Here is a 20,277-nt window from a genome sequence, read left to right as displayed (position 1 = left end):
GGCATGCGTTCACCACCCATCACCTCGGGTGGGGGACAGCGGGGCAGATGTTGCCTTGCGTATGCTCGGGCGCCCCAACACCCCGGGTGGTTGGACGCCGTGACCAGGGACTGCTGGATTCCCGGGACGTGACCTCACGCGCGCGAGTCGGGGTTGGTCGGGTGGATGGACGCGGCGCGGGGGCCCGGGGGGCCTCTTGATGACGACATTGGATGATCTCACGACCTGCGCCGGCATGGTGCTGGCTCCGCCCTCCTCGACGGGTGCCTGCCTCATCCTCATCAGCACGACGACGCCGGCCGCCATCGGCAAGGCGTATCGGCTGGAGCCGGGCGAGCACATCATCGGCCGGGGCTCCGAAGCCACGGTGCGCATCGACGACCACGGCGTCTCCCGCAAGCATGCCCGCATCATCCGCGCGCCCGACGGCGGCTGCCACGTCACGGACTTGGAGTCGACCAACGGCACGCTGCTCAACGGCACGCCCGTCGCCACGGCGGAGCTTCAGGAGGGTGACCGGCTCCAGATTGGCACCGTCACGGTGTTCCGCTTCTCCAAGCGGGAGCTCTTGGAGCAGCGCGAGGAGCAGCTGCGGCAGGCGCTGTCCGCCGCGCGCGTGGGCATCTGGGATTGGAACGCGCAGAGCGGCCGGGTGACGTGGAGCGAGCACGTGGACCGGCTCCTGGGGCTGCCCGTGGGCAAGCTGTCCGGCCGGGCCATGGAGCTGGAGGAGGTGGTGCACCCGGCGGACCTGCCGCGCGTGCGCGAGTCCCTGTCCACCGCGTTGGAGAAGAAGACGCAGGTGGACGTGGACTACCGCATTGAGCCGCAGGGCAGCGGGTGGCGCTGGATTTCCTGCAAGGGTGACGTGCTGTGCGACGCGGCGGGCATGCCCGCACGGGTGACGGGCACGGTGATGGACATCACCGCGCGCAAGCAGGCCGAGCAGGAGCTGAACCGCCAGGCGCTCATCTTCGAGAGCATCTACGACGGCGTGGTGATTACGGACCTGGGCGGCGGCATCATCGACTGGAACGCCAGCGCGGAGCGGATGTTCGGCCGCAACAAGACGGAGGCGATGGGGCAGACGCTCTTCCGCGTGCTGCACCCGGACGAGCCGGACCGGCTCACCGGCATGGTGCTGGCGGCGCTGGAGAAGCAGGGACGGTGGACGGGAGAGCTGGAGTTCAAGCGGCGCGACGGCACCACGTGCTGGTGCGAGTCCGTCGTCGTCCCGCTGCGCGACAGCGAGGGGCGCACGATTGCCAACATCATGGTCCACCGGGACACGTCGGAGCGCAAGCAGCTCCAGGCGCACCTCGTCGTGGCGGACCGGCTGGCGTCGGTGGGCACGCTGGGCGCGGGCGTGGCGCACGAAATCAACAACCCGCTGGCCTACATGCTCGTCAACCTGCACCTGGTTCGCGAGGGGCTGGAGCGGATGGAGAGCCAGGTGCCCGCGGCGGCCATCGCCTCGCTCCAGCAGCTGGTGCGCGAGACGACGGAGGGCGCCGAGCGCATCGCCACCATCGTCCGCGACTTGAAGGTCTTCGCGCGGGGCGAGCAGGAAGTGCGGCTGATGCCGGTGGACGTGCGTCGCGCGGTGGAGCTGGCGTGCAAGATGGCGGACAACGTCATCCGCCACCGCGCCCGGCTGGTGACGGAGTTCGAGCCGGTGGCCCCGGTGGAGGCCAGCGAGTCCCGGCTGTGCCAGGTGTTCCTCAACCTGCTGCTCAACGCGGCGCAGGCGATTCCGGAGGACCGCTCGCCGGAGCACGAGCATGAAATCCGCGTCGTCATCCGCGCGGGAGACCGCGGCCGGGTGTTGGTGGAGGTGCGCGACACGGGCATGGGCATGTCTCCGGAGGTGATGGACCGCATCTTCGACCCGTTCTTCACCACCAAGCCGGTGGGCGTGGGCACGGGGCTGGGGCTGTCCATCTGCCACGGCATCATCGAGTCGATGGGTGGCTCCATCCACGCGGAGAGCGAGCCGGGCAAGGGGAGCACCTTCCGAGTGGTGCTGCGCGCGGCCACGCGGGAGCTGGAGGTGCTGCCCCGGCTCACGGCGGTGGTGGCCATCAACGCGCGGGCGCGCATCCTCGTCGTGGATGACGAGCCGAACGTGACGCTGGCGCTCCAGCGCTCGCTGGCGGCGGACCATGAGGTCGCCACGGCGAACAGCGCGCAGGCGGCGCTGCGGCTGCTCAACGAGGGCAGCCGCTTCGACCTCATCCTCTGCGACGTGATGATGCCGGGGATGACGGGCATGGACCTGTACCACGAGCTGGGGCGCAGCGTGCCGGAGCAGGCGGGCCGCATGGTGTTCATGACGGGCGGCGCCTTCACCCCGCGCACGGTGTCCTTCCTGCGCGAGGTGCCCAACTTGAAGATCTCCAAGCCGCTGGACCTCACACAGCTCCGCGAGCTGGTGGGACGTTCGGCGGAGGCGGGAAGATGAGCAGTCCCTCGAAAGCCACCGTGTCCTCCACTCCCGTCGTACCTGAGACCGTCGGCGATGCACGCCTGGCGGTGGTCCCCGAGTCGTCGCCGTCCCCTGTTCGCGAGCCGCGTGAGTGGTCGCCGCGTGCGCTGGGCATGGGGCTCGTCGTCGGCGCGCTGCTGGCCGTCACCAACGTGTCCATGGGGTTGAAGCTGGGCTGGTGGGAGAGCGGCTCCGTGACGGCGGCGGTGCTGGGCTTCGGTGGCCTGGCGGCGGTGTCGCGCAGGCGAGGCTCGCCGTACACGCCGCTGGAGAACAACCTCACGCAGGTGGCGGCGGTGTCGGTGGGCGCCATGCCGGCGGCGGCGGGGTTGCTGGGGCCGCTGCCCGCGCTGATGCTGATGGGATTGGACGTGCCCGGCGTGGGAGTGGCCGTGTGGAGCGTGGCGCTGGGCGTGCTCGGCGTGCTGGCCGCGCACCTGCTGCGGCGCCGGTTGCTGGAGGAGGAGGCGCTGGCCTTCCCCACGGGCATCACCACGGCGGAGCTCATCACCGCGATGCATGTCTCGGCGCCCGAGGAGAATCGCGGGCGCGGCGTGTGGTTGGCGGTGGCGGCGGTGGTGGCCACGGGAATCACGGCGGTGCGCGATGTGCTTCAGAAGCTGCCGGGGATGGTGGCGGCGCCGGGCTCGGTGGGCGGTGTATCGACCGCGTCGCTGACGTGGGGTCTGGCGTGGAGCCCCATGCTGGTGGCGGTGGGGATGATGGCGGGGCTGCACCTGGGCTTGAGCATGCTGGTGGGGGCGCTCGTGGGCTGGGGCGCACTGGCGCCGTGGCTCTTGAGCACGGGTGCGGTGAAGGAGGCGACCTATGACTCGCTGCTGAACTGGCTCACGTGGCCCGGCGTGGGGCTGCTGGTGGGCTCGGCGGTGGTGTCGCTCGCGGCGCAGGCGCGGGACTTCTGGAGCGCGGCGAAGGACGTGGGCTCGCTGAGGCGCGGTGGAGTGCTCCCCCGGTGGGCGTGGTTGTGCGGTGGCGCGGCGGCCGTGCTGACGCTGGCGCTGGGCGTGGGCCTGTTCGGGATGAGCGTGCCGCAGGTGTTGCTGTCGCTGGTGGTGCTGCTGCCGCTGTGCGCGGTGTGCGCGCGTGGCGCGGGACAGGTGGACGTCTCGCCGGTGACGCAGGTGGGGCAGCTCTCCCAGGTGGCGGCCGGGGTGCTGCTGCCGGGAGCGGTGGCGCCCAACATCGCGGTGGGTGGCGTGGTGTCGGGCGCGGCGGCGCAGACGGGCGTGAGCATGTGGGCGCTCAAGGCGGGGCACCTGTTGGGGGCCTCGCCACGGCGGATGCTCGGGGCGCAGCTGGTGGGGGTGCTGGCGGGCTCGCTGGTGAGCGTGCCGGCGTACCTGCTGCTGACGCGGGCGTATGGGCTGGGCTCGGAGGCGCTGCCCGCGCCGTTCTCGCATCAGTTCCGAGCGGTGGCGGAGCTGGCGGTGAAGGGGCTGTCGGGCCTGCCGCCGAACGCGGCGCTGGCGGGCGGTATCGCGGCGGGCGTGGGCGCGCTCTTGACGCTGCTGGCGAGGGAGCGGGAGGCGCGTTGGGTGCCTTCTCCGGTGGCGATGGGAATCGGCTTCATCCTGCCCGCCTACTTCGCGGTGACGCTGTGCCTGGGCGGAGCGCTGGCGGCGGTGGCCCGGTGGCGCTGGCCGCAAGCGACGGTGCGCAACGTGCCCGCGCTGGCGGCGGGGGCGATTGCCGCGGAGTCGCTCGCGGGAGTGCTCATCGGCGCGCTCAAGCTGCTGGGCTGGATGGCGTAGCGTCCGGCGGCTTCACGTCGGAGGGGCGCTGTCCCGAGCACGCTCCAGCGAGCGGCGGATGCGCGCCTCCATCAGATTGGGCAGTCGCGAGGCGAGCTGGAGCGCGTCCGTCAGGATGTGGATGGCCTCCTCGCGCTCGCCCCGGCGCAGCGCCGCCAGCCCCATCATCTCCAGCACCTCAAGCGGCTCCTGCTCCACGGACACCTGGGAGGACCACTCCCGCAGGGTGTTCCATGCCTCCGCCGTGGCGTCGCGCGTGGCCAGCTCCACCATGGCGAAGAGCACCTCCTCCGACGGGCTCAGCTCCACGCCGTTGCGGCCCTCCGCCAACACCTGCCGCACCTGCGCGAGCAGCTCGCGAGCCCGCGCCTGCCGTCCGAGCCACGCCATGGTGCGCGCCTGGAGCAGCAGGGCCCACGGCCTGGGTGCCACCTCCGGATGCCGGCGCTCCAGGGCAATGGCCCGGGTGATGTGCGGCGTGGCCGCGTCGACGTCTCCGGCCTGGTAGTGCAGCTCGCCCAGGTTGTGCTCGGCGAAGTACTCCCAGCCCACCATGCCCAGCTCGCGCCCCAGGTGCATGAAGCGCTCCTGGTCCTTCAACGCGTTGGCCAGGTCTCGCCGGGCCACCCAAAGGTTGCGGCGGTTGTTGATGGCGCTGCCCAGGTGGAACAAGTCGCCACGCTCCGTGCACGCGGCGATGACCTCCGTCAGCACGCGGTCCGTCTCGTCGATGTCCCCCAGGTTGGGGAGCATCACCGCCAGCAGGAGCTGTGACACCACCTGCGTCTCATAGCCCGCGTCACCCAGGCGCCGGGCAATCTCCGCCGCCGCCTCCAGGGGCTCGCGGGCCTCCTGCCACTCACCCTTGCGGAACAGCGCGCGGCCCACGGCGAGCAGCAACCGGCCCTGCACGTACGCCGAGCCCACGTGCGCCGCCTTCGCCTGGGCCTCCAGCGCGCGGGCCTCGCTGGCGGGATAGTCATTCACCCAGTCCAGCGCCATGGCCTCGTCCAGCAGCAGCTCCACCTCCGTCCGGATGTCCCCCAGCCCGCGGGCCCGCTCCCGCGCGGCGGCGAAGTCGGCCAGCGAATCGTCATAGCGGCCGATGCGGATGCGCATCAGCCCGCGCCCGCGCAGGGCGGTGAGGCAGCGCAGCTCGTCCGAGCTCTCCAGCAAGTCCAGCGCGCGCGTGTACATGGCCTCCGCGTCGAGGAACGCATGGCGACCGCGCGCGGACTCGGCCAGGTCGATGGAGAGCGCGGCGGCCTCGTCGCGCAGGTCCGCTGCGGCGGCATGCAGCGCGAGGCGAGGCAGGCGCTGTCGCTCGCTGGCGCCCGCGGGGCCCAGGAAGTAGCGGTACGCGGCGCGGTGGATGCGCTGTCGCTCGGCGGCGGGGAGGGTGGCGGCGACCGCGTCGCGCAGCAGCTCGTTGCGGAAGCTCAGTCCCTCCTGACGGTGGGACACCAGCAGCCCGGAGTCGAGCAGCCGTCGCGTCGCGTGCCCCGCGTCCAGCGGGAAGCCCCCGGCCGCGCCGTCGCGCTCCAGCTCTCGCACCACGCCCTCCGCCGTGGCGGCGGTGAAGTCCGTGCCCAGCAGGGCGCACAGCCGGGCGTGCGCGGCCAGCGTCGACGGCAGCGCGCTCAGCTCGCGGTCCGCCAGCCACTCCACCAGCCGCAGCTCGGGCACCTTCTCCACGCCGTCCGTGACGAGGTACCAGCTCCCGCCCGGGGCGCGCTGGCGCACCAGTCCCTGGCGCTTGAGGCCGCGCACCAGCTCCACCATGTAGAGCGGCACGTGCTGGGCGCGCTCGACGATGCGGTCCACCGCCTGCGCCGGCACGTTCTCCACCGGCTTGAGGAGCATGCGGCACAGCGCCTGCGCCTGCTCCGCGCCCAGCGCGCGCAGGGCCACCGTGGCCTGCCGGGCCGCGCGAGCACCCCACAAGGGTCGGCTCTTCTCGAACCCCGGGCGCGCCAGCACGCACACCCAGATGGGCACGCTCGCCTCGGCGAGGCACGCGTACTCCAGCGCATCCAGCGCCGTCTCCTCGGCGAAGTGCGCGTCGTCGATGACCAGGCACAGCGGGCGCTCGCGGGCGGTGGTGGCCAGCAGCTCGCCGGTGGCGCGCATGGCCAGGGAGCGCAGCGCGCCCGGGGCCGCCGCCCAGCTCTGCAGCTCCGGCCCACCCGGCGCATACCATCCCAGCGTCGCGGCCACGCCGGGCCACAGCTCCGTGCCCAGCGTGGGCCCCAGCCGCTGCATGATGGCCGCGCGGCCCTGCTCCTCCGTGTCCGTGTTCTCGCTCTCGAAGGCGTTGAGGGCGCAGCGCAAGAGCGTGCGCAGCGTGCCGTCCGGGTCGCCCTGGACGGGCTCGCGCGAGCGCGTGGTGTAGATGCGAGTCAGTGGCAACTGCATCTGGAGTTCACGCGCGAGCGCGGCGGCGAGGTGGCTCTTGCCCAGCCCCCGCTCGCCCAGGACGGTGACGAGGGTGGGGGCCGCCTCGCCCACGGCCGCGCGGGCGCTGTCCACCAGCGAGGTCAGCTCCGCCTCGCGGCCCACCAGCACCTCGCTGCCCAGCTGGAGCACGGTGATGTCGGGGCGCGGCGCGGCGCCTGGGGACGCGGGGCGCAAGAGCCCGGGGTGGCCCGGCACCTCGGTGCAAGGCACCTCCGGCACGGCCTCCGCGGCGGCCGGCGACAGCAGGAGCCCATGGGTCTCCGGCCCGGTGGGGTAGCGGTCCGTGCGCGAGAGGATGGCGCCCAGGTAGCGCGGGGTGCCGGTGGGGCGGCGCTGCACGGTGACGGCGGACACGTCGACGAGGGCGCTCGCGGCGAGTCCCCGGTCGGCCAGTCCCTCGGCGGCGCGCATGGCCCGGCGCACGGGGTTCTCTCCCACGTCCGGGTCGAACACGGCGGCGATGCGCGGCCCATCCGTGAAGGCCAGATGCCCCCCGTAGGAGGCGAGCCCCTTCTGCAGGCTGACGGGGTTGGCGCGGGACGTCAGGAAGAGCACGGCGACGGAGCGGCGCACCTGCGCGGGGCGGGGCTCTCCGGGCGAGGCGGGCCTGGGCGTGAGGGGCTCGAGGGGACGGTGCGCATGGGTGAAGGCCTCGCGCAGCGCGGTGGCCAGCGCGGCGGCGTCCTCGGGGCGGCGCGCGCGCTCCTTGGCCAGACAGCGCAGCACGACCTCCTCCAGCGCCGGAGGCACGGGCGCGAAGTCGGAGGGCGCGGGAGGGCGCAGGGCCAGGTGCGCCTGGAGCACGTCCGGCGTGGGGCCGAAGAAGGGCGGTCGGCCGGTGAGCATCTCGTAGAGCAGCACGCCCAGCGCATACACATCCGTGCGCGCGTCCACGTCCGAGTTGCCCGCGCACTGCTCCGGCGCCATGTACTCCGCGGTGCCGGCGAAGCCCGACGAGTCGCTCGTCGTCGCGCCCTCACCGGGCAGGGCGGAGCCTTCCTGGGGCGAGGTGCCGCGCACCAGACCGAAGTCGAAGACGCGGACCTGTCCGCCGCCGTCCTCATTGAGGAAGAGGTGCTCCGGCTTCAAGTCGCAGTGGGCGAGCCCCCGCGCATGGACCAGGGCCACGGTGTCCGCCACCGACAGCGCCAGGGCGGCCAGCTCCTGGGCCGGCACGGGTCCCGCGGCGCGCGCCAGTCGCTCCGCCAGGGTGGGCAGCGGGACGTGCTCCATGACGAGGAAGCGTATGCCTCCGGAGAGCACGCCCTCCTCGTACAGCGCGGGCACGATGGGAGGCCCCAGCGTGCGCAGCGCCTCCGACTCCCGGATGAGCTGCGCGCGCGCCAGGGCATTTCCGGTGCGGGCCAGCTTGATGGCCACGCGCTGCTGGTCCGTCTCGCGCCAGGCGTTCAGGAGCACGCCGAAGCCGCCGTGCGCCAGCACTCCCTCCACGCGATAGCCGGGGATGAGCGGTGGGGCGGGCTCGACGACGGACGTCACACGTCCCGCCCCGTCGGCGGGTGAGCTAGGCGGGCACGGCGCGTGGGAGCCTTCCCAACGCCGCCCACATGTCTGGCAGCGCGGCACCGGGCAACTCTACGCCAAATGCAATGGGGATTCAGGTCACCCCTCGGTTACCCCGGGGGTCGGTCGCGCATCACCCGGACTCCAGGGCCTCTTGCTTGCGCGAACGCACGTTCATTGCCCTGGCTCCGGAGGCGATGCTGTCATGTCCGCTTCCACCAAGGAGGAGCACGTCCCGTGAGCCTGGCGAAGAAGCTGAACTTCAAGGAGGGCATGAAGGCCCGAGTCATCGGCAAGCCCAAGGGAGTCGACCTGGACGATGTCGCGACGACGTCCTCCGTGAAGGCGGAGGCGTTGCTCCTCTTCGTGCCGCGGATGGAGGACGTGGACGCGAAGTCCGCGCCCGTCATCGCCGCCGCGAAGGAGGACCGCGTCACGTGGGTGGCGTATCCGAAGGCGGGTCAGCTCGACACGGACCTCAACCGGGACATCCTCGCCAGGCGCCTGGAGCAGGAGGGCATCCATGCCGTGCGGCAGGTGGCCATCGACTCCGTCTGGAGCGCCCTGCGCTTCCGACCGGGGACGTGAGCGCTTCGCGCCGAGGTGTCGGAATCTCGTCGTGATGAAAGGATTCTGCCAGTGCTTCGAGGAGCGGCGTGGTTGACTTGCCGCTCTTCTCGCTGCTGGAGGTTGGCATGTCCTACGTCGACGGATTCGTCTTGCCGATGCCCACGAAGAACCTCGCCGCCTATCGCAAGATTGCTCGCAAGGCAGGGAAGATCTGGCGCGAGCACGGCGCGCTCCAGTACTTCGAGTGTGTCGCCGACGATATCTCCGAAGTCCCGCTGGCCCTGTTCGCGAAGAGCGTGAAGCGCAAGGAGGGCGAGACGGTGGTGTTCTCCTTCATCGTCTATGCGTCGAAGGCTGACCGCAATCGCATCAACAAGCTGGTCATGAACGACCCCCGGCTGGCGGACCAGAAGACCATGCCCTTCGACATGAAGCGGATGATGTACGGCGGCTTCAAGCCCATCGTCTCGATGTAATTCTCTGACTTGAAGGCGCCTGACGCGCGGCCTGCTACATGTCCTCCACGGATGCGGCCCACGTCCGGAACCGTGGACCGAAGCTGAGCCGCGTCATGGCTCGAAGGGGTCAGGGTGTTGCTCGACCACCTATCTCCGGGAAGCGCTCATAAGCCCGCAGGAGCGCTTCCCGGTGGGCAGGGTTGTCCAGGTCGAGCGGCGCGTCCGTGAGTCGTACGACCCAGCCGCCTGATGCCGTGCGCCGGGCCCGTGACAGCAGGTCCGTGTCGCGGGTGAGGTCTGGGAATCCGATGGCGCGTGCGGCGGCGGCCGACCAGTAGTTGAGCCACCCAAGGCGATGCGGAATTTCCGGCAGGCGCATGGCACGAGGGGATTTGATGACCGGGAGTCCCCGAGGAGGAGCTTCCAGGTCGTCGGGCAAATTCTTTGTCTGGCGTGCGATGTCCACGCTGGCACGGAACGGCGTGGCATGCCCCCAGTATGCGCGTGCGCCATCCGCCACGGCCTCCAGCACGTCCGCCACCGATGTGCCCTCGACGGAGTCGGGTGGTAGCTCCGCATGGACCTCGAATTGTGCCTGACCTCCTGGAGAGCTGTCCGCTGGCATTTCCCACCCGGAAATCATCACGGGGTAGCCCTCGTCACCGTTGCACACGAGAGGAAATCCCCCGTCTCGGGTCTCTTCCGCGAGCCACGTGTCGCGGTGAGGCAATGCGATCGGCTGCCCGTCTTCGGAAACCCTCCACTCCAGGCGCAGGCCAGGGAGCGCACGCTCCATTCCGTGCACCACGACCACAGGGCGATTGTCGTCACCCATGAGCTCTGGCGCGTAGACGATGAGGGTGATTTTTCTCGGGGCGGTCATCTCAGCACCAGTCCATGACGACGATAAGGCCTTTGAGGTCCGGGGCTGCGTCTTCGAGTGCTTCCTGATGCGCTTTACTGCGCACACCGACCCGGAAGTCAAAGCCGCAGGCCAGTGCGAGGGCGCGCTCACTCCTCATCTTCGGCACCTGGTCTCTGACTACACGGCCTCGGAGAAAGTCACTGTATGTGTCGAAGTTGTCGGTCTTGATTTCCCAGAGCGTGCGGTGGGCCAGTTGCAGCGCGTCGAAGTTCTTCCCATTCACGAACACATCCCAGCCGGGGAAGCTGTTGTTCGGAATCCTGTCGGCGCAGTTGTTGTGTGGATCATTACCACCCCGGTGATTCACCCGACGTGGCTGGCACTCCGGGCGGCGCTCGCGTCCCATCGGCTCGGTCGGCACCGGGGGGAACCCATCCTGCCCTGCTGGCTCAAGCTTGGGCTTACGATTCGCGGAGGGCTCTGGCAGGGCGGGTTTTGTCTGAGGCGCGGACTCTACTTCCTCCGAGCTATTCCCCCTCAGCTCATACGCATCCAGCGCTTCCTTGATGGCGACTCCCACCACCACCAAGCCCATGACGACCACGGCACCCACGACAATCTCGGGCGCAGCCAGGATGCAGAGTCCGGTTCCCAGCACCATCGCGCCCGCCGAGGCAACGGTGCACCTGCCCGTGGGATCATTGAACCGGACCCGGTCATGGTCGAGTGCCTGGTAGCACCGCTCCGCCAACACGGGCCAAGGCTGGGACGCCTCACGGACGACGCACCGTCCTCCGTCTGTCCAGGGCAGCTCTGCCGCTCGCTGGAGGTTGGCAATCCTGGGGTTCTGGGGCACGCGCGCTTTCAGGCTCGGAGTCGATGTCGCGCACGCCGAGAGGAAGAGCAGGAGTGCTGCGCAGGCACGAAGTCTGACGGTCATGTTCGCCCAGTCTAGCGAGCGAAGGAGTAGGGCTCGCCGCTCGTGGACTCTGCCAGCAACCACCAACGACAGGGGTGCTCAGACTCGCCTTTCGCGAGTTCCGGGCGGGTGTCCCTCAGGGAAACTGGGAGCCATTCCGCGAATGGATTGGAACGCACCCCGTAGAAAACCTCAGCGGCGTCCGGCGGGTGGGAGGGAAGGCCCGCCGGACACCGTGAGGGACTACGGAATCTCCAGGGCCCGAAGCACCGTGGATTCCGAGTCCGGGGCTCGCACGCGCAACAGGAGCGCGGCGCCCGACTTCGCGGAGGACAGGGTGTTGGCCGCGTCGGACGCGGTGGACACCTTGCCGTCACCTACCTGCATCAGCACCATGCCGGGCATCAGGCCCGCGCGCTCGGCGGGGCTGCCGGGCTCCACCTCCATGATTTGAGCGCCGCCGCCCTCCGCGTCTCGCAGGCTGATGCCCAGCTTGCGCGTGGCGGGAGCGGTGGAGTTGCGCGGCGTGATTTCCTCCTCGCCGCGCTGGGCCGGACGCGTTCCGAGCGTCACGTCCAGCGACATGGGCTTGCCACCGCGCACCAGCTCCACCTTCACGCGGCTGTCGGGCTTGAGCAGCGCCACGGCGCGGGTGAGCGTTCCGGCGGACTCCACCGCGCGACCTCCGACGGAGGTGATGATGTCCTCTTCCTTGAGGCCCGCGCGGTCTCCAGGGCCTCCACGGGTGATGCCGGACACGACGGCGCCCTTGGCCGCGTCGACCTTGAGGGCGCGCGCCAATTCCGGCGTGAGGTCCTGGATGGCCAGGCCCAGGAATCCACGGCGCACCGCGCCCGTCTCCTGGAGCTGGGGCAACAGCGCGCGGATGAGGTTGCTGGGCACCGCGAAGCCGATGCCGCTGGCGCCACCGATGATGGCGGTGTTCATGCCGACGACTTCGCCCTTCATGTTGAAGAGCGGGCCGCCGGAGTTGCCGGGGTTGATGGCGGCGTCCGTCTGGAGGAAGTCGTCGTACGGGCCGGAGTGGATGTCCCGGGCGCGAGCGGAGAGGATGCCGGCGCTGACGCTGGAGTCCAGGCCGAACGGGTTGCCGATGGCCATCACCGCGTCGCCCACGCGCACCGCGTCCGAGTCACCCAGCGGCACGAAGGGCAGGTTGTTCGGCGCGCCCTTGAGCTTGAGCAGCGCGACGTCGGTGAGCGGGTCTCTCCCGAGCACCTCCGCTTCGAACGAGCGGCCATCCTCCAGCTTCACGCGCACCACGTCCGCGCCCTCCACCACGTGGTTGTTGGTGAGGACGGTGCCCGTCGCGTCGATGATGAAGCCCGAGCCCAGGCCCTGGCGTGGCTGCGGGTTGCCCTGCATGCCCGGCGGCATCATGCCGAAGCGCTCGGCCATGCCCGGAGGCAGGCCCTGCATGCCGGACATGCGCTTGGGGCGGGCCTGCACCTCCACATAGACGACGGAGCCCTTCACCGAGTCGACCAGGGGCGCCAGCGAGGTGACGGTGCCGGACGTCGCGGGGTTGAAGCGCGCGGGCTGCACGGGCGCGCCGGAGGGCGTCGCGGCGGCCGTCGCCGTGGCCGCGACGGTGGCCGTGGCTTGAGAGGAATTGGAAGAGCTCAAGGCCTGTGCTTGTCCGCACGCGAAGCCCAGCGTCGCGGCGGGCAGGAGGGCCAGGGCACCGAGGAAACGGCGAGAGGGGAGCGAGCAGGCCATCGTTCGTTCTCCGTGAGACCGGAGTCAGTCCGGTCAGGAAAGAGTGATTGAGAATCGGTTCAGATGTGGGGAGGACGCGGAATGGCTCCCCCTGGAGGTGGAAAGGTCTGCCGCTGGTCGTCCCCCGACTCCCGACGGCTGCCATTGCTCGGGGCTCGTTCCGCGAGTCCCCACATCCGAACCGATGCCAGACCCTTGTGCATGTGCCGGGCCAGGGCCTCGCGAGGGGTGTTCTCCTCTGAGGGTGAGGGCGGCGGGGCAAGGAGCGCGGGGCAATGTGCCCCGGCCGGGGCAAATGTCCCCGGGGCGAAGTGCCTTCTCCTGCTGGGGAATGAAGTGGCACGTCGAATGCTCTGCCCGGGTCCGCTCGTCACGTTCCGTGCTTCCTCGAGGAAGGCGGGAGGGCGGGCAGCCCACCACGCAGGAAGGAGTCGACCTTGATGGGGCCAGACGAAGAGCAGGAGCAGTCGGGAGCGCTGCCGTGGCCGCTCCTGCATGTGGAGCGAGGGCAGCGTCCGCGAGTCCTCGTCGCGGAGGACCAGCCGGAGATGCGCGCGTTGTTGCGCAGGGCGCTCCATCGCCAGGGCTATGAGGTGGTGGAGGCCTCTGATGGGCCTGGCCTGGTGCAGGCCATCGTCGACGGCCTGCTGGCGGACCAGACGCAGGTGCCGGACCTCATCATCACCGACGTGCGCATGCCGGGGTACTCGGGGCTGGAGGTGGTGGCGCGGCTGCGGCGCGAGGGTTGGACGACGCCGGTCATCCTCATCACCGCGTTTGGAGATGCGCAGCTGCATCGTGACGCGGAGCAGCTGGGCGCGGCGCGGGTGCTGGACAAGCCCTTCGCGATGGAAGACCTGTGCGCCACGGCGGAGGCGCTCGTCCCGCCGGCCCGCTGAGTCCCTGCCTGCCCGGCGCGGGCGGGGACTCAAGCAGGTGCGCACTGTCGAAGGGTGCTCTCTCGGACCCAATTGAGGCGAGCGCTCCTCGCCCTGCTCCCCATGGTGTTGCTGGCGCTGGCGTTCATCGTGATGCGCCACGAGCTGCGCGAGCTTCGAGGCGTCGACGTGGCCAAAGGGCTGGCGTCGATTCCGCGCGAGCGCATCGTGTTGGCGGTGGTGTTCGCGGCGAGCAACTACCTGGCGTTGACGCTCTATGACGTGCTGGCGCTGAGGCACCTGGGGCGCAAGCTGCCGTATCGGCAGGTGGGCTTCACGTCCTTCGTGGGCTACGCGTTTGGCCACAACATCGGCATGTCGTTCCTCACGGGGGGCGGCGTGCGCTACCGGCTGTATTCAGCGCGAGGGCTGACGGCGCTGGATGTGGCGCAGGTGGGGACGTTCAACGCGCTGACGTTCTGGGCGGGGCTGCTGGCGGTGGCGGGTGTGGCGCTGGTGGTGGATGCGGGGCAGGGGGCCATGTCGGCGCTGTCGCTCGAGCCCGGGATGGCGCGGGGGCTGGGCGTTGCCCTGCTCGGGGTGTTGCTGGCCTACCTGGTGTTGTGCGCGCGGGTGCGGCGGACGCTAAAGGTGCCCCGGCTGCATCTGGAGTTGTCGTTGCCCACGCTGCGACAGGCGTTGGAGCAGCTGGTGGTGTCCTGTCTGGACTGGACGTTGGCGGCGATGGTGCTGTGGGTGTTGTTGCCGTCGGGGGCGGGGATTTCGCCGCCGAGCATGGTGGCGTTGTTCGCGGTGGCGCAGCTGGTGGGCATCGCCAGTCAGGTGCCTGGAGGGCTGGGGGTGTTCGACTCCATCATCCTGGCGGCGCTGACGCCGGAGGTACCGGCATCGATGCTGCTCGGCACGCTCGTGGTGTACCGCATCGTCTATTACCTGCTGCCCTTCGCGGTGGCGGCGGTGATGCTTGTTGTATATGAAATCCTGTTGCACGGCGCCAAATTCAATAAAGAATAATGTCGAGGTGGCGCTTGTTTGCCCTTGTCTGCGTGTATGCTGAACTGTCTCCCAGACATTGGGCGTTGTTTTGGTGTTATTGGATGGTCAGAGGGGGTCGTCATCATTTCGATGCAATTCTTTGGCTATTCGTATGTAGGTGTGCTCTGGCAAGGCATCGTCGAAACGTTTTAGTCCCTTTCGTTTGAGCCAAGTTATAAGGGCATGAGGTGTGATATTTGTAGTTTCTGCAGCGGCCTCTTCGGCAAGACTCGACAAGTTTCCGATAGAATTGCGCGGGTTAGCGGTTTTAGCGTGATGCCCAATGTCTGAGATGAAGATGAGGCGTAGCATCAGAACAGCCCATTGAGCGATTTCTATTTGGCGCGGAAGTGGAATTGCCAATTCCACTCTAATGTCGTTTATCGTGATCTCGGGCTCTTGAGTTAGGCGGCGCCGTGTCCACCACAGTATATGAATGCCGCTTGTCCAGGAGCCATTGCGTTCGATACACCTCCGTACGTAGCTGCGTCCCATGCTGAGCATCGCAATTTCCGCGCGGACACCTTGAAGTTGCTTCAGGCGAGCTAGCGACTCGATCTTGGCGCCTAGCAGGCCATAGTCGGCGACTGCATCTCCAACGGCATCTGTACGCAATGGAGCTGCATCCCGTTCAATAAAGCCAGCCGCCTCGGGGCTTACTGATCGCTCGCGTAAGAAAGCCACCCGCGCACGGGAGTACAGCTTGCTATGCTGCTCGTGTTCGCGTTCGGAGGATACAAATGGTAGATCTTTTCGGAATTGTCTGCCGCATGTCAGCTCTTCAGCGAAGCGTAGAATCTTTCGGTGCTCTACGCAGTAGCCAAAAGATGTGCCGATCGTGTCGTGCTGAAGCCCATTGAAGCAACAGTTAGCGCATGAAAGAGGCAGCATCTACGGTACCTCGAAAAGTTCATGAACAAGCTGCTCAAGCTGCTCCTTGGGAGTTTTCTTGTGGTCTCTGAAATCTAGTAGGTGTTCCGACCATTGCTCGACGTATTTTCTGGCTGTCATAGTCTCAAGCGCGCTCGGCCATTTAGCGGCCCCCTTACCAGAGCCACGAAGCATGGCCAGCAGGTCACTCATGGATATATGGTGGACATTCTTGGATTTGATGTGTTTCACCAATGTCTTCCATATCTTTCCGTCGCGACCAGCAAAATGGCTTGCTGCACTTTGGGACTCTGAGGTTGAAAGATAAGGAGTCTCTCGCCCGGCGCCGTCCAGATAGAGCACATGCCTCACGATGGAGTCGTTTGACAGGGGGGTAGGCACCTGGACTCCTTCTTTATGATCTCCTCGAAATAGAGGATCTCGATGGATGTTCCATCGGGCCCCGGTGGATTTTCCGCCCGCTGATTTCTTTGGTGCGATGGTCTGAGACCTCCTCTTCCATGTTCTAGTCCGAAGGCAAGGACCTGTAAATTGGACTGTCCTGGACCGAATCCGGTCACCTGATGTGACTCGTTTTGAGGCGCCCTTTCCGGATGCGTCCTTTGTAGGTGCCGAGAGGCTCGTTCGGCCATTGAGGCCATTTTCTGCAGGGGCGTTTTCTACTGATTTGTAGGCGCCACGGCTCTTCTATCGTGGAGGATTTTACTTTAGATTATGAAAAGAGTTCTGTTGAGACCCTGGTAGGTTGGACCCTCTGATAGGGTGTCACTAGTTCGTTGTTTAACGAATTTCATGTATGTTACATTGGTCCCTTATTTCCTGCTTGCGTGGCCCCCGCGATGCACGCGAATCAAACAGCATGGGTGTCGGCGCTCTGTGTCCTGGGCATGGGGATGGGCAACGGCTGTAGCTGTGGCCCCACGCAGCGGCGCATCACTCCGGACTCCGGCCCCGTGCGCAAGGTCGCCCGCATCGTCCAGGAGTATCCGCATTCGACGGAGGCCTTCACGCAGGGGCTCGTCTTCCATCAAGGCCGCCTCTTCGAGAGCACCGGCCACGAAGGCACGCTGCGCGAGCTCTCCCTCCAGTCCGCCACGCCCGTGTGGATGGAAGAGCTGGGCAACATCTTCACGGAGGGACTCGCCAGTGACGGCGAGCGCCTCTACCAGCTCACCTGGACGGAAGGTCTGCTCTACACCTGGAGCGGCCTGCCCCCTGTACGCGAGCGCACCACGCGCTACTCCGGTGATGGCTGGGGCCTGTGCTTCTGGGAGGGCCGCCTGGTCCGCAGCGACGGCAGCTCCACGCTGACCTTCCACTCGCTCGAAACCTTCGAGCCGCTGGGCTCGGTGGAAGTCACGCTGCAAGGCCACCCCATGGACCAGCTCAACGAGCTGGAGTGCGCCAACGGCGTCATCTACGCCAATGTCTGGCACTCCTCGAGCGTGCTGGAAATCGACCCCGCCACCGGCCAGGTCGTCGCCATCATCGACGCCTCCGCCCTGACGCGCGCCGTGGCCCCCCAGCTGGACAACCGCGAGGCCGTCCTCAACGGCATCGCGGTGGAGCCCGGCACCGGCCGCATGCTCATGACCGGCAAGCTCTGGCCGAAGCTCTTCGAGGTCCGCCTGGAGACCCTCGACTGACGCTCAGGGCTTCTTCGCCTCGTCGTCGCGCTCCAGCTTCCGGTACAGCGTCTTCCGGTCCACGCCGAGGATGCGCGCCGCCAACGTCCGGCTGCCACCCACCGCCTCCAGCACGCGGTGGATGTAGCGCCGCTCCAATTCCTCCAGCGTCACCAGCTCCGACGGGTCCGTGTTCTCCGGCACCACCTTCGGCTGGCTGTAGTTCCGGATGCGCTCGGGCAGGTCATCCACCGTGAGCTGCTCGAACGACGTGAGCGCCACCGCGCGCTCCATGCAGTTCTGCAGCTCGCGCACGTTCCCTGGCCACCCATAGGCCAACAGTCGCTGCGCCGCTGACGGCGACAACCCCACCACGCGCTTGTTGTTGCGCGCGGCGAACTGCTCGATGAAGCGCTGCGACAAGAGCAGCACGTCATTGCCCCGGGCCCGCAGCGGAGGCAGCTCCACGCCGATGACGTTGAGCCGGTAGTACAGGTCCTCGCGGAACCGGCCCTCCTCCACCGCCAGCTCCAAATCCCGGTTCGTCGCCGCGACGATGCGCGCGTCGAACGGTATCTCCGTGTCCCCGCCCACCGGCCGTACCACCCGCTCCTGGAGCGCGCGCAGGAGCTTGGGCTGGAGCGTGAGCGGCAGTTCGCCCACTTCATCCAGGAACAGCGTGCCGCCATTGGCCTGGACGAAGAGGCCCGTGCGCGTCGCCTTGGCGTCCGTGAAGGCGCCCTTGGCGTGGCCGAACAGCTCGCTCTCCAGCAGCGCCTCCGGCATCGCCGCGCAGTTGAGTGCCACGAACGGCCCCGCGGCGCGGCGACCCCGCGTGTGCACCGCGCGCGCGGCCACTTCCTTGCCCGTGCCGCTCTCGCCGGTAATCAACACCGTGGAGTCCAGGTCCGCCACCCGGTCGATGAGCGCATAGGCCTGCTGCATCGCGGGGCTCTCGCCCACCACTGCGCCGCTGTCCTGCTGCCGACCCAACTGCTGCCGCAGCCTGCGCACCTCGTCGCGCAGGGCCCGGTGCTGCACCGCGCGCTCCAGCACCAGCACCAGCGCGTCCAGGTCGATGGGCTTGGTGACGAAGTCATACGCGCCCGCGCGGATGGCGGCGACGGCCGTCTCCAGGCTGCCGAAGGCCGTCAGCACGATGACGGGGATGTCCGGCCGGTTGAGGACGATGCGCTCGCACAGCGCCAGCCCGTCCATCCCGGGCATGCGCAGGTCCGTCAACACCACGTCGAAGTCCTCGCCGGCCAGTCGCGCCAGCGCCTCGTCGGCGGACGCGAGCGCCACGGGCGTATAGCCCCGGCGAGTCAGTCCCTTCTCCAACATGGCGCGCATCTCGCGCTCGTCCTCGACCATCAGGACGCGGCCTGGCATGTGTCCCCTCCGCTCGGCAGATAGATGGAGAAGCAGCTACCGCGTCCCAGCTTGCTGCGCACGGCAATCCAACCGCCATGGTCCCGGATGAGACCATACGAGACGGACAGCCCCAGCCCCGTGCCCTCGCCCACGTCCTTCGTGGTGAAGAAGGGCTCGAAGACATGGCCCAGCACGTCCGGAGGGATTCCGCCGCCCTCGTCCTCCACGTCCACCCGCACGTAGCTGCTCTCCGCGCCCCCTACGTCCGTGGGCGGCGTAGCGCGCGTGGGGGTCGCGTGGATGCGCACGGTTCCGGGCTTGTTCATCGCCTGCAGCGCGTTCATCACCAGGTTCGTCAGCACCTGCTGCACCTGACCTCCATCGGCCTCCAGCATGACACCTGGAGGCACGTCGTCCACCAGGGTGATGCTCTTCTTGGAGGCCATGGGCTTGAGCAGCGACAGCGAGCGGTCCACCAACTCCCGCACGTCCTCCGGGGCCCGGTGGGGCGCGCGGCGCCGCGCGAAGTCGAGCAGCTGCCGGATGATGCCCGTCATGTGCTGGGCCTGCTGGTTGATGATGCGAGCGCACTCGCCCACCTCCTCGCCCTCCGCCTCGCCCGACGAAATCATCTTCGCGCGGCCCATCACCACGTTGAGCGGAGTGCCCAGTTCGTGCGCCACGCCGGAGGCGAGCTTGCCCACGGTGGTGAGCCGGTCGGCGTGGCGCAGGTGCTCCACCGCGGACAGGCGCGCGACGGTCTCCGCGGACAGGCGCGAGCGCGTCTCCTCGAGTTGCTCGCCCATGCGGTTCATCGCGTCGGCCAGGGTGGTGATTTCGTCGCCGCGACGCTTGGTGGGCAGCCGCACGCGGGCTGTCAGGTCGCCCTGGCCGAAGCGGTTCGCCAGTTGGACCAGCTCGTCCACGGGTTCGCCGACGAGCTTGCGGCCCATGGCCATGGCGGCGATGAAGAAGGCGAAGGTGATGGTGCCGGTGGCGACGATGGTGCCCACCACCGTGACGAAGACGTGCTGCCGCTCCTCGCCCAGCGACTCGGTGATTTCGATGGCGCCGAAGCGCGGGCCGATGCGCACCGGGGTGTACGAGTGCAGCAGGCCGGGCTCCGGGCTCGGGTCCACCATGGAGCCGTCCAGCCCCTGGCGCAGCGTGGCCAGCAGGCGCGGCGGGAAGCCGATGAGCGACGGAGTCCCGGGGCCGCCATCCAGCCAGACCCAGCGCAGGTGGACCTGTCCCTGGTAGCTGTTGGACTGGTTCAGGATGGTGAGGGCTTCACGCTCACCGGCGAGCTGCCACGCCTTGCCGAGGGCTCCGGCGAGCGTGTGACCGAGCAGCCGGTGGTCATGTTGCATGTCGAGCGCCGAGCGCTCCAGCTCACGGCGGACCTGGATGAACTGCAGCCCGGCGATGACAGCCACGGCGAGCAGGACGAGAGCGAGGGTGAACTTGCGAGCGAGTCTCACGATGGGTCGAGGCTATTCCGGTCCATGCACCTGGGAGGGGTCGAATACGCATGGACCGGAAGGAAGTACTCACAACGTACCGCGAGTGCCGAGAGAAGAGGTCAGTGTGTCGCGCCGGAGTCCTTGGTGGGAGTGGGAGCGGCCGTCGAGTGGGTCGCGTGCTCCGCGAGCCTTGAGCATCC

General features: G+C 68.5%; 15 protein-coding genes. 7 read left to right on the top strand and 8 right to left on the bottom strand.

All coding sequences use genetic code 11. The annotated features are described in order from the left end of the window. Window positions 1-199 precede the first annotated feature (199 nt). Together ACN469_RS33010 and ACN469_RS33005 are read left to right on the top strand one after the other, a co-directional pair. On the top strand, window positions 200-2,461 hold the full coding sequence (locus ACN469_RS33010) for a serine histidine kinase EspA (protein WP_498774474.1): 2,262 nt from the start codon (window positions 200-202) through the stop codon (window positions 2,459-2,461). Beyond that, complete coding sequence (locus ACN469_RS33005; RefSeq protein ID WP_498774472.1) at window positions 2,458-4,257, top strand: OPT/YSL family transporter; 1,800 nt, start codon at window positions 2,458-2,460, stop codon at window positions 4,255-4,257. The genes ACN469_RS33010 and ACN469_RS33005 overlap by 4 nt, the downstream gene beginning before the upstream one ends. A gap of 12 nt (window positions 4,258-4,269) precedes the next feature. Here the strand turns inward: ACN469_RS33005 and ACN469_RS33000 are convergent, their stop codons facing one another. Beyond that, a complete protein-coding gene (locus ACN469_RS33000; RefSeq protein ID WP_498774469.1) occupies window positions 4,270-8,301 on the bottom strand; it encodes a serine/threonine-protein kinase in 4,032 nt (1,343 codons plus the stop codon). A 174-nt stretch (window positions 8,302-8,475) separates the two neighbouring features. On the opposite strand from ACN469_RS33000, the gene ACN469_RS32995 reads away from it, so the two are divergent. Together ACN469_RS32995 and ACN469_RS32990 are read left to right on the top strand one after the other, a co-directional pair. Next, entirely contained in the window at window positions 8,476-8,826 is a 351-nt protein-coding gene (locus ACN469_RS32995) for a hypothetical protein (protein ID WP_498774467.1), read from the top strand. Window positions 8,827-8,894: 68 nt separating this feature from the next. Then, window positions 8,895-9,284, top strand: a complete 390-nt coding sequence (locus ACN469_RS32990; RefSeq protein WP_498774465.1) for a DUF1428 domain-containing protein — start codon at window positions 8,895-8,897, stop codon at window positions 9,282-9,284. 109 nt (window positions 9,285-9,393) lie between these two features. On the opposite strand, the gene ACN469_RS32985 is transcribed toward ACN469_RS32990, so the two are convergent. The 3 genes from ACN469_RS32985 to ACN469_RS32975 all read right to left on the bottom strand — a co-directional run bounded on the left by ACN469_RS32985 (window position 9,394) and on the right by ACN469_RS32975 (window position 12,790). After that, complete coding sequence (locus ACN469_RS32985; protein ID WP_498774463.1) at window positions 9,394-10,149, bottom strand: DUF5953 family protein; 756 nt, start codon at window positions 10,147-10,149, stop codon at window positions 9,394-9,396. Window position 10,150: 1 nt separating this feature from the next. After that, a complete protein-coding gene (locus ACN469_RS32980) occupies window positions 10,151-11,071 on the bottom strand; it encodes a DUF6310 domain-containing protein (RefSeq protein ID WP_498774461.1) in 921 nt (306 codons plus the stop codon). Between the two features lie 222 nt (window positions 11,072-11,293). After that, entirely contained in the window at window positions 11,294-12,790 is a 1,497-nt protein-coding gene (locus ACN469_RS32975; protein ID WP_498774459.1) for a Do family serine endopeptidase, read from the bottom strand. A 440-nt stretch (window positions 12,791-13,230) separates the two neighbouring features. Here ACN469_RS32975 and ACN469_RS32970 point away from each other — a divergent pair, with 440 nt between their 5' ends. Further along, window positions 13,231-13,689 carry a response regulator transcription factor gene (locus tag ACN469_RS32970; RefSeq protein ID WP_498774457.1) on the top strand — a complete coding sequence of 153 codons (459 nt, stop codon included), beginning with the start codon at window positions 13,231-13,233 and terminating at the stop codon, window positions 13,687-13,689. Between the two features lie 72 nt (window positions 13,690-13,761). After that, the gene (locus tag ACN469_RS32965) at window positions 13,762-14,703 is read left to right on the top strand and encodes a lysylphosphatidylglycerol synthase domain-containing protein (protein ID WP_498774455.1); all 942 of its coding nucleotides are present in this window, start codon (window positions 13,762-13,764) and stop codon (window positions 14,701-14,703) included. An 87-nt stretch (window positions 14,704-14,790) separates the two neighbouring features. Here ACN469_RS32965 and ACN469_RS32960 read toward each other — a convergent pair whose 3' ends face one another. Continuing rightward, window positions 14,791-15,615, bottom strand: coding sequence for a hypothetical protein (locus tag ACN469_RS32960; RefSeq protein WP_498774453.1), 825 nt, complete (start codon window positions 15,613-15,615; stop codon window positions 14,791-14,793). Continuing rightward, window positions 15,616-15,996 carry a hypothetical protein gene (locus ACN469_RS32955; protein WP_498774451.1) on the bottom strand — a complete coding sequence of 127 codons (381 nt, stop codon included), beginning with the start codon at window positions 15,994-15,996 and terminating at the stop codon, window positions 15,616-15,618. 458 nt (window positions 15,997-16,454) lie between these two features. On the opposite strand from ACN469_RS32955, the gene ACN469_RS32950 reads away from it, so the two are divergent. Beyond that, window positions 16,455-17,261, top strand: a complete 807-nt coding sequence (locus ACN469_RS32950) for a glutaminyl-peptide cyclotransferase (RefSeq protein ID WP_498774449.1) — start codon at window positions 16,455-16,457, stop codon at window positions 17,259-17,261. 3 nt (window positions 17,262-17,264) lie between these two features. Here ACN469_RS32950 and ACN469_RS32945 read toward each other — a convergent pair whose 3' ends face one another. After that, window positions 17,265-18,632 carry a sigma-54-dependent transcriptional regulator gene (locus tag ACN469_RS32945; RefSeq protein ID WP_498774448.1) on the bottom strand — a complete coding sequence of 456 codons (1,368 nt, stop codon included), beginning with the start codon at window positions 18,630-18,632 and terminating at the stop codon, window positions 17,265-17,267. After that, complete coding sequence (locus ACN469_RS32940) at window positions 18,614-20,095, bottom strand: sensor histidine kinase (protein ID WP_498774446.1); 1,482 nt, start codon at window positions 20,093-20,095, stop codon at window positions 18,614-18,616. The genes ACN469_RS32945 and ACN469_RS32940 overlap by 19 nt, the downstream gene beginning before the upstream one ends. Window positions 20,096-20,277 lie beyond the last annotated feature (182 nt).

This window comes from Corallococcus terminator (genome assembly GCF_049194865.1).
In the GTDB taxonomy this organism is placed as follows: domain Bacteria; phylum Myxococcota; class Myxococcia; order Myxococcales; family Myxococcaceae; genus Myxococcus; species Myxococcus terminator_A.
Note: the sequence above shows the minus strand (reverse complement) of the source record. Positions and strands in the feature narration are given on the sequence as shown.

Bases quoted from the DNA above. Each gene is read 5' to 3' on its own strand.
- ACN469_RS33010 (WP_498774474.1), top strand. From the start codon at position 200: ATGACGACATTGGATGATCTCACGACCTGCGCCGGCATGGTGCTGGCT.
- ACN469_RS33005 (WP_498774472.1), top strand. From the start codon at position 2,458: ATGAGCAGTCCCTCGAAAGCCACCGTGTCCTCCACTCCCGTCGTACCT.
- ACN469_RS32985 (WP_498774463.1), bottom strand. From the start codon at position 10,149: ATGACCGCCCCGAGAAAAATCACCCTCATCGTCTACGCGCCAGAGCTC.
- ACN469_RS32980 (WP_498774461.1), bottom strand. From the start codon at position 11,071: ATGACCGTCAGACTTCGTGCCTGCGCAGCACTCCTGCTCTTCCTCTCG.
- ACN469_RS32975 (WP_498774459.1), bottom strand. From the start codon at position 12,790: ATGGCCTGCTCGCTCCCCTCTCGCCGTTTCCTCGGTGCCCTGGCCCTC.
- ACN469_RS32970 (WP_498774457.1), top strand. From the start codon at position 13,231: ATGGGGCCAGACGAAGAGCAGGAGCAGTCGGGAGCGCTGCCGTGGCCG.
- ACN469_RS32960 (WP_498774453.1), bottom strand. From the start codon at position 15,615: ATGCTGCCTCTTTCATGCGCTAACTGTTGCTTCAATGGGCTTCAGCAC.
- ACN469_RS32950 (WP_498774449.1), top strand. From the start codon at position 16,455: ATGCACGCGAATCAAACAGCATGGGTGTCGGCGCTCTGTGTCCTGGGC.
- ACN469_RS32945 (WP_498774448.1), bottom strand. From the start codon at position 18,632: ATGCCAGGCCGCGTCCTGATGGTCGAGGACGAGCGCGAGATGCGCGCC.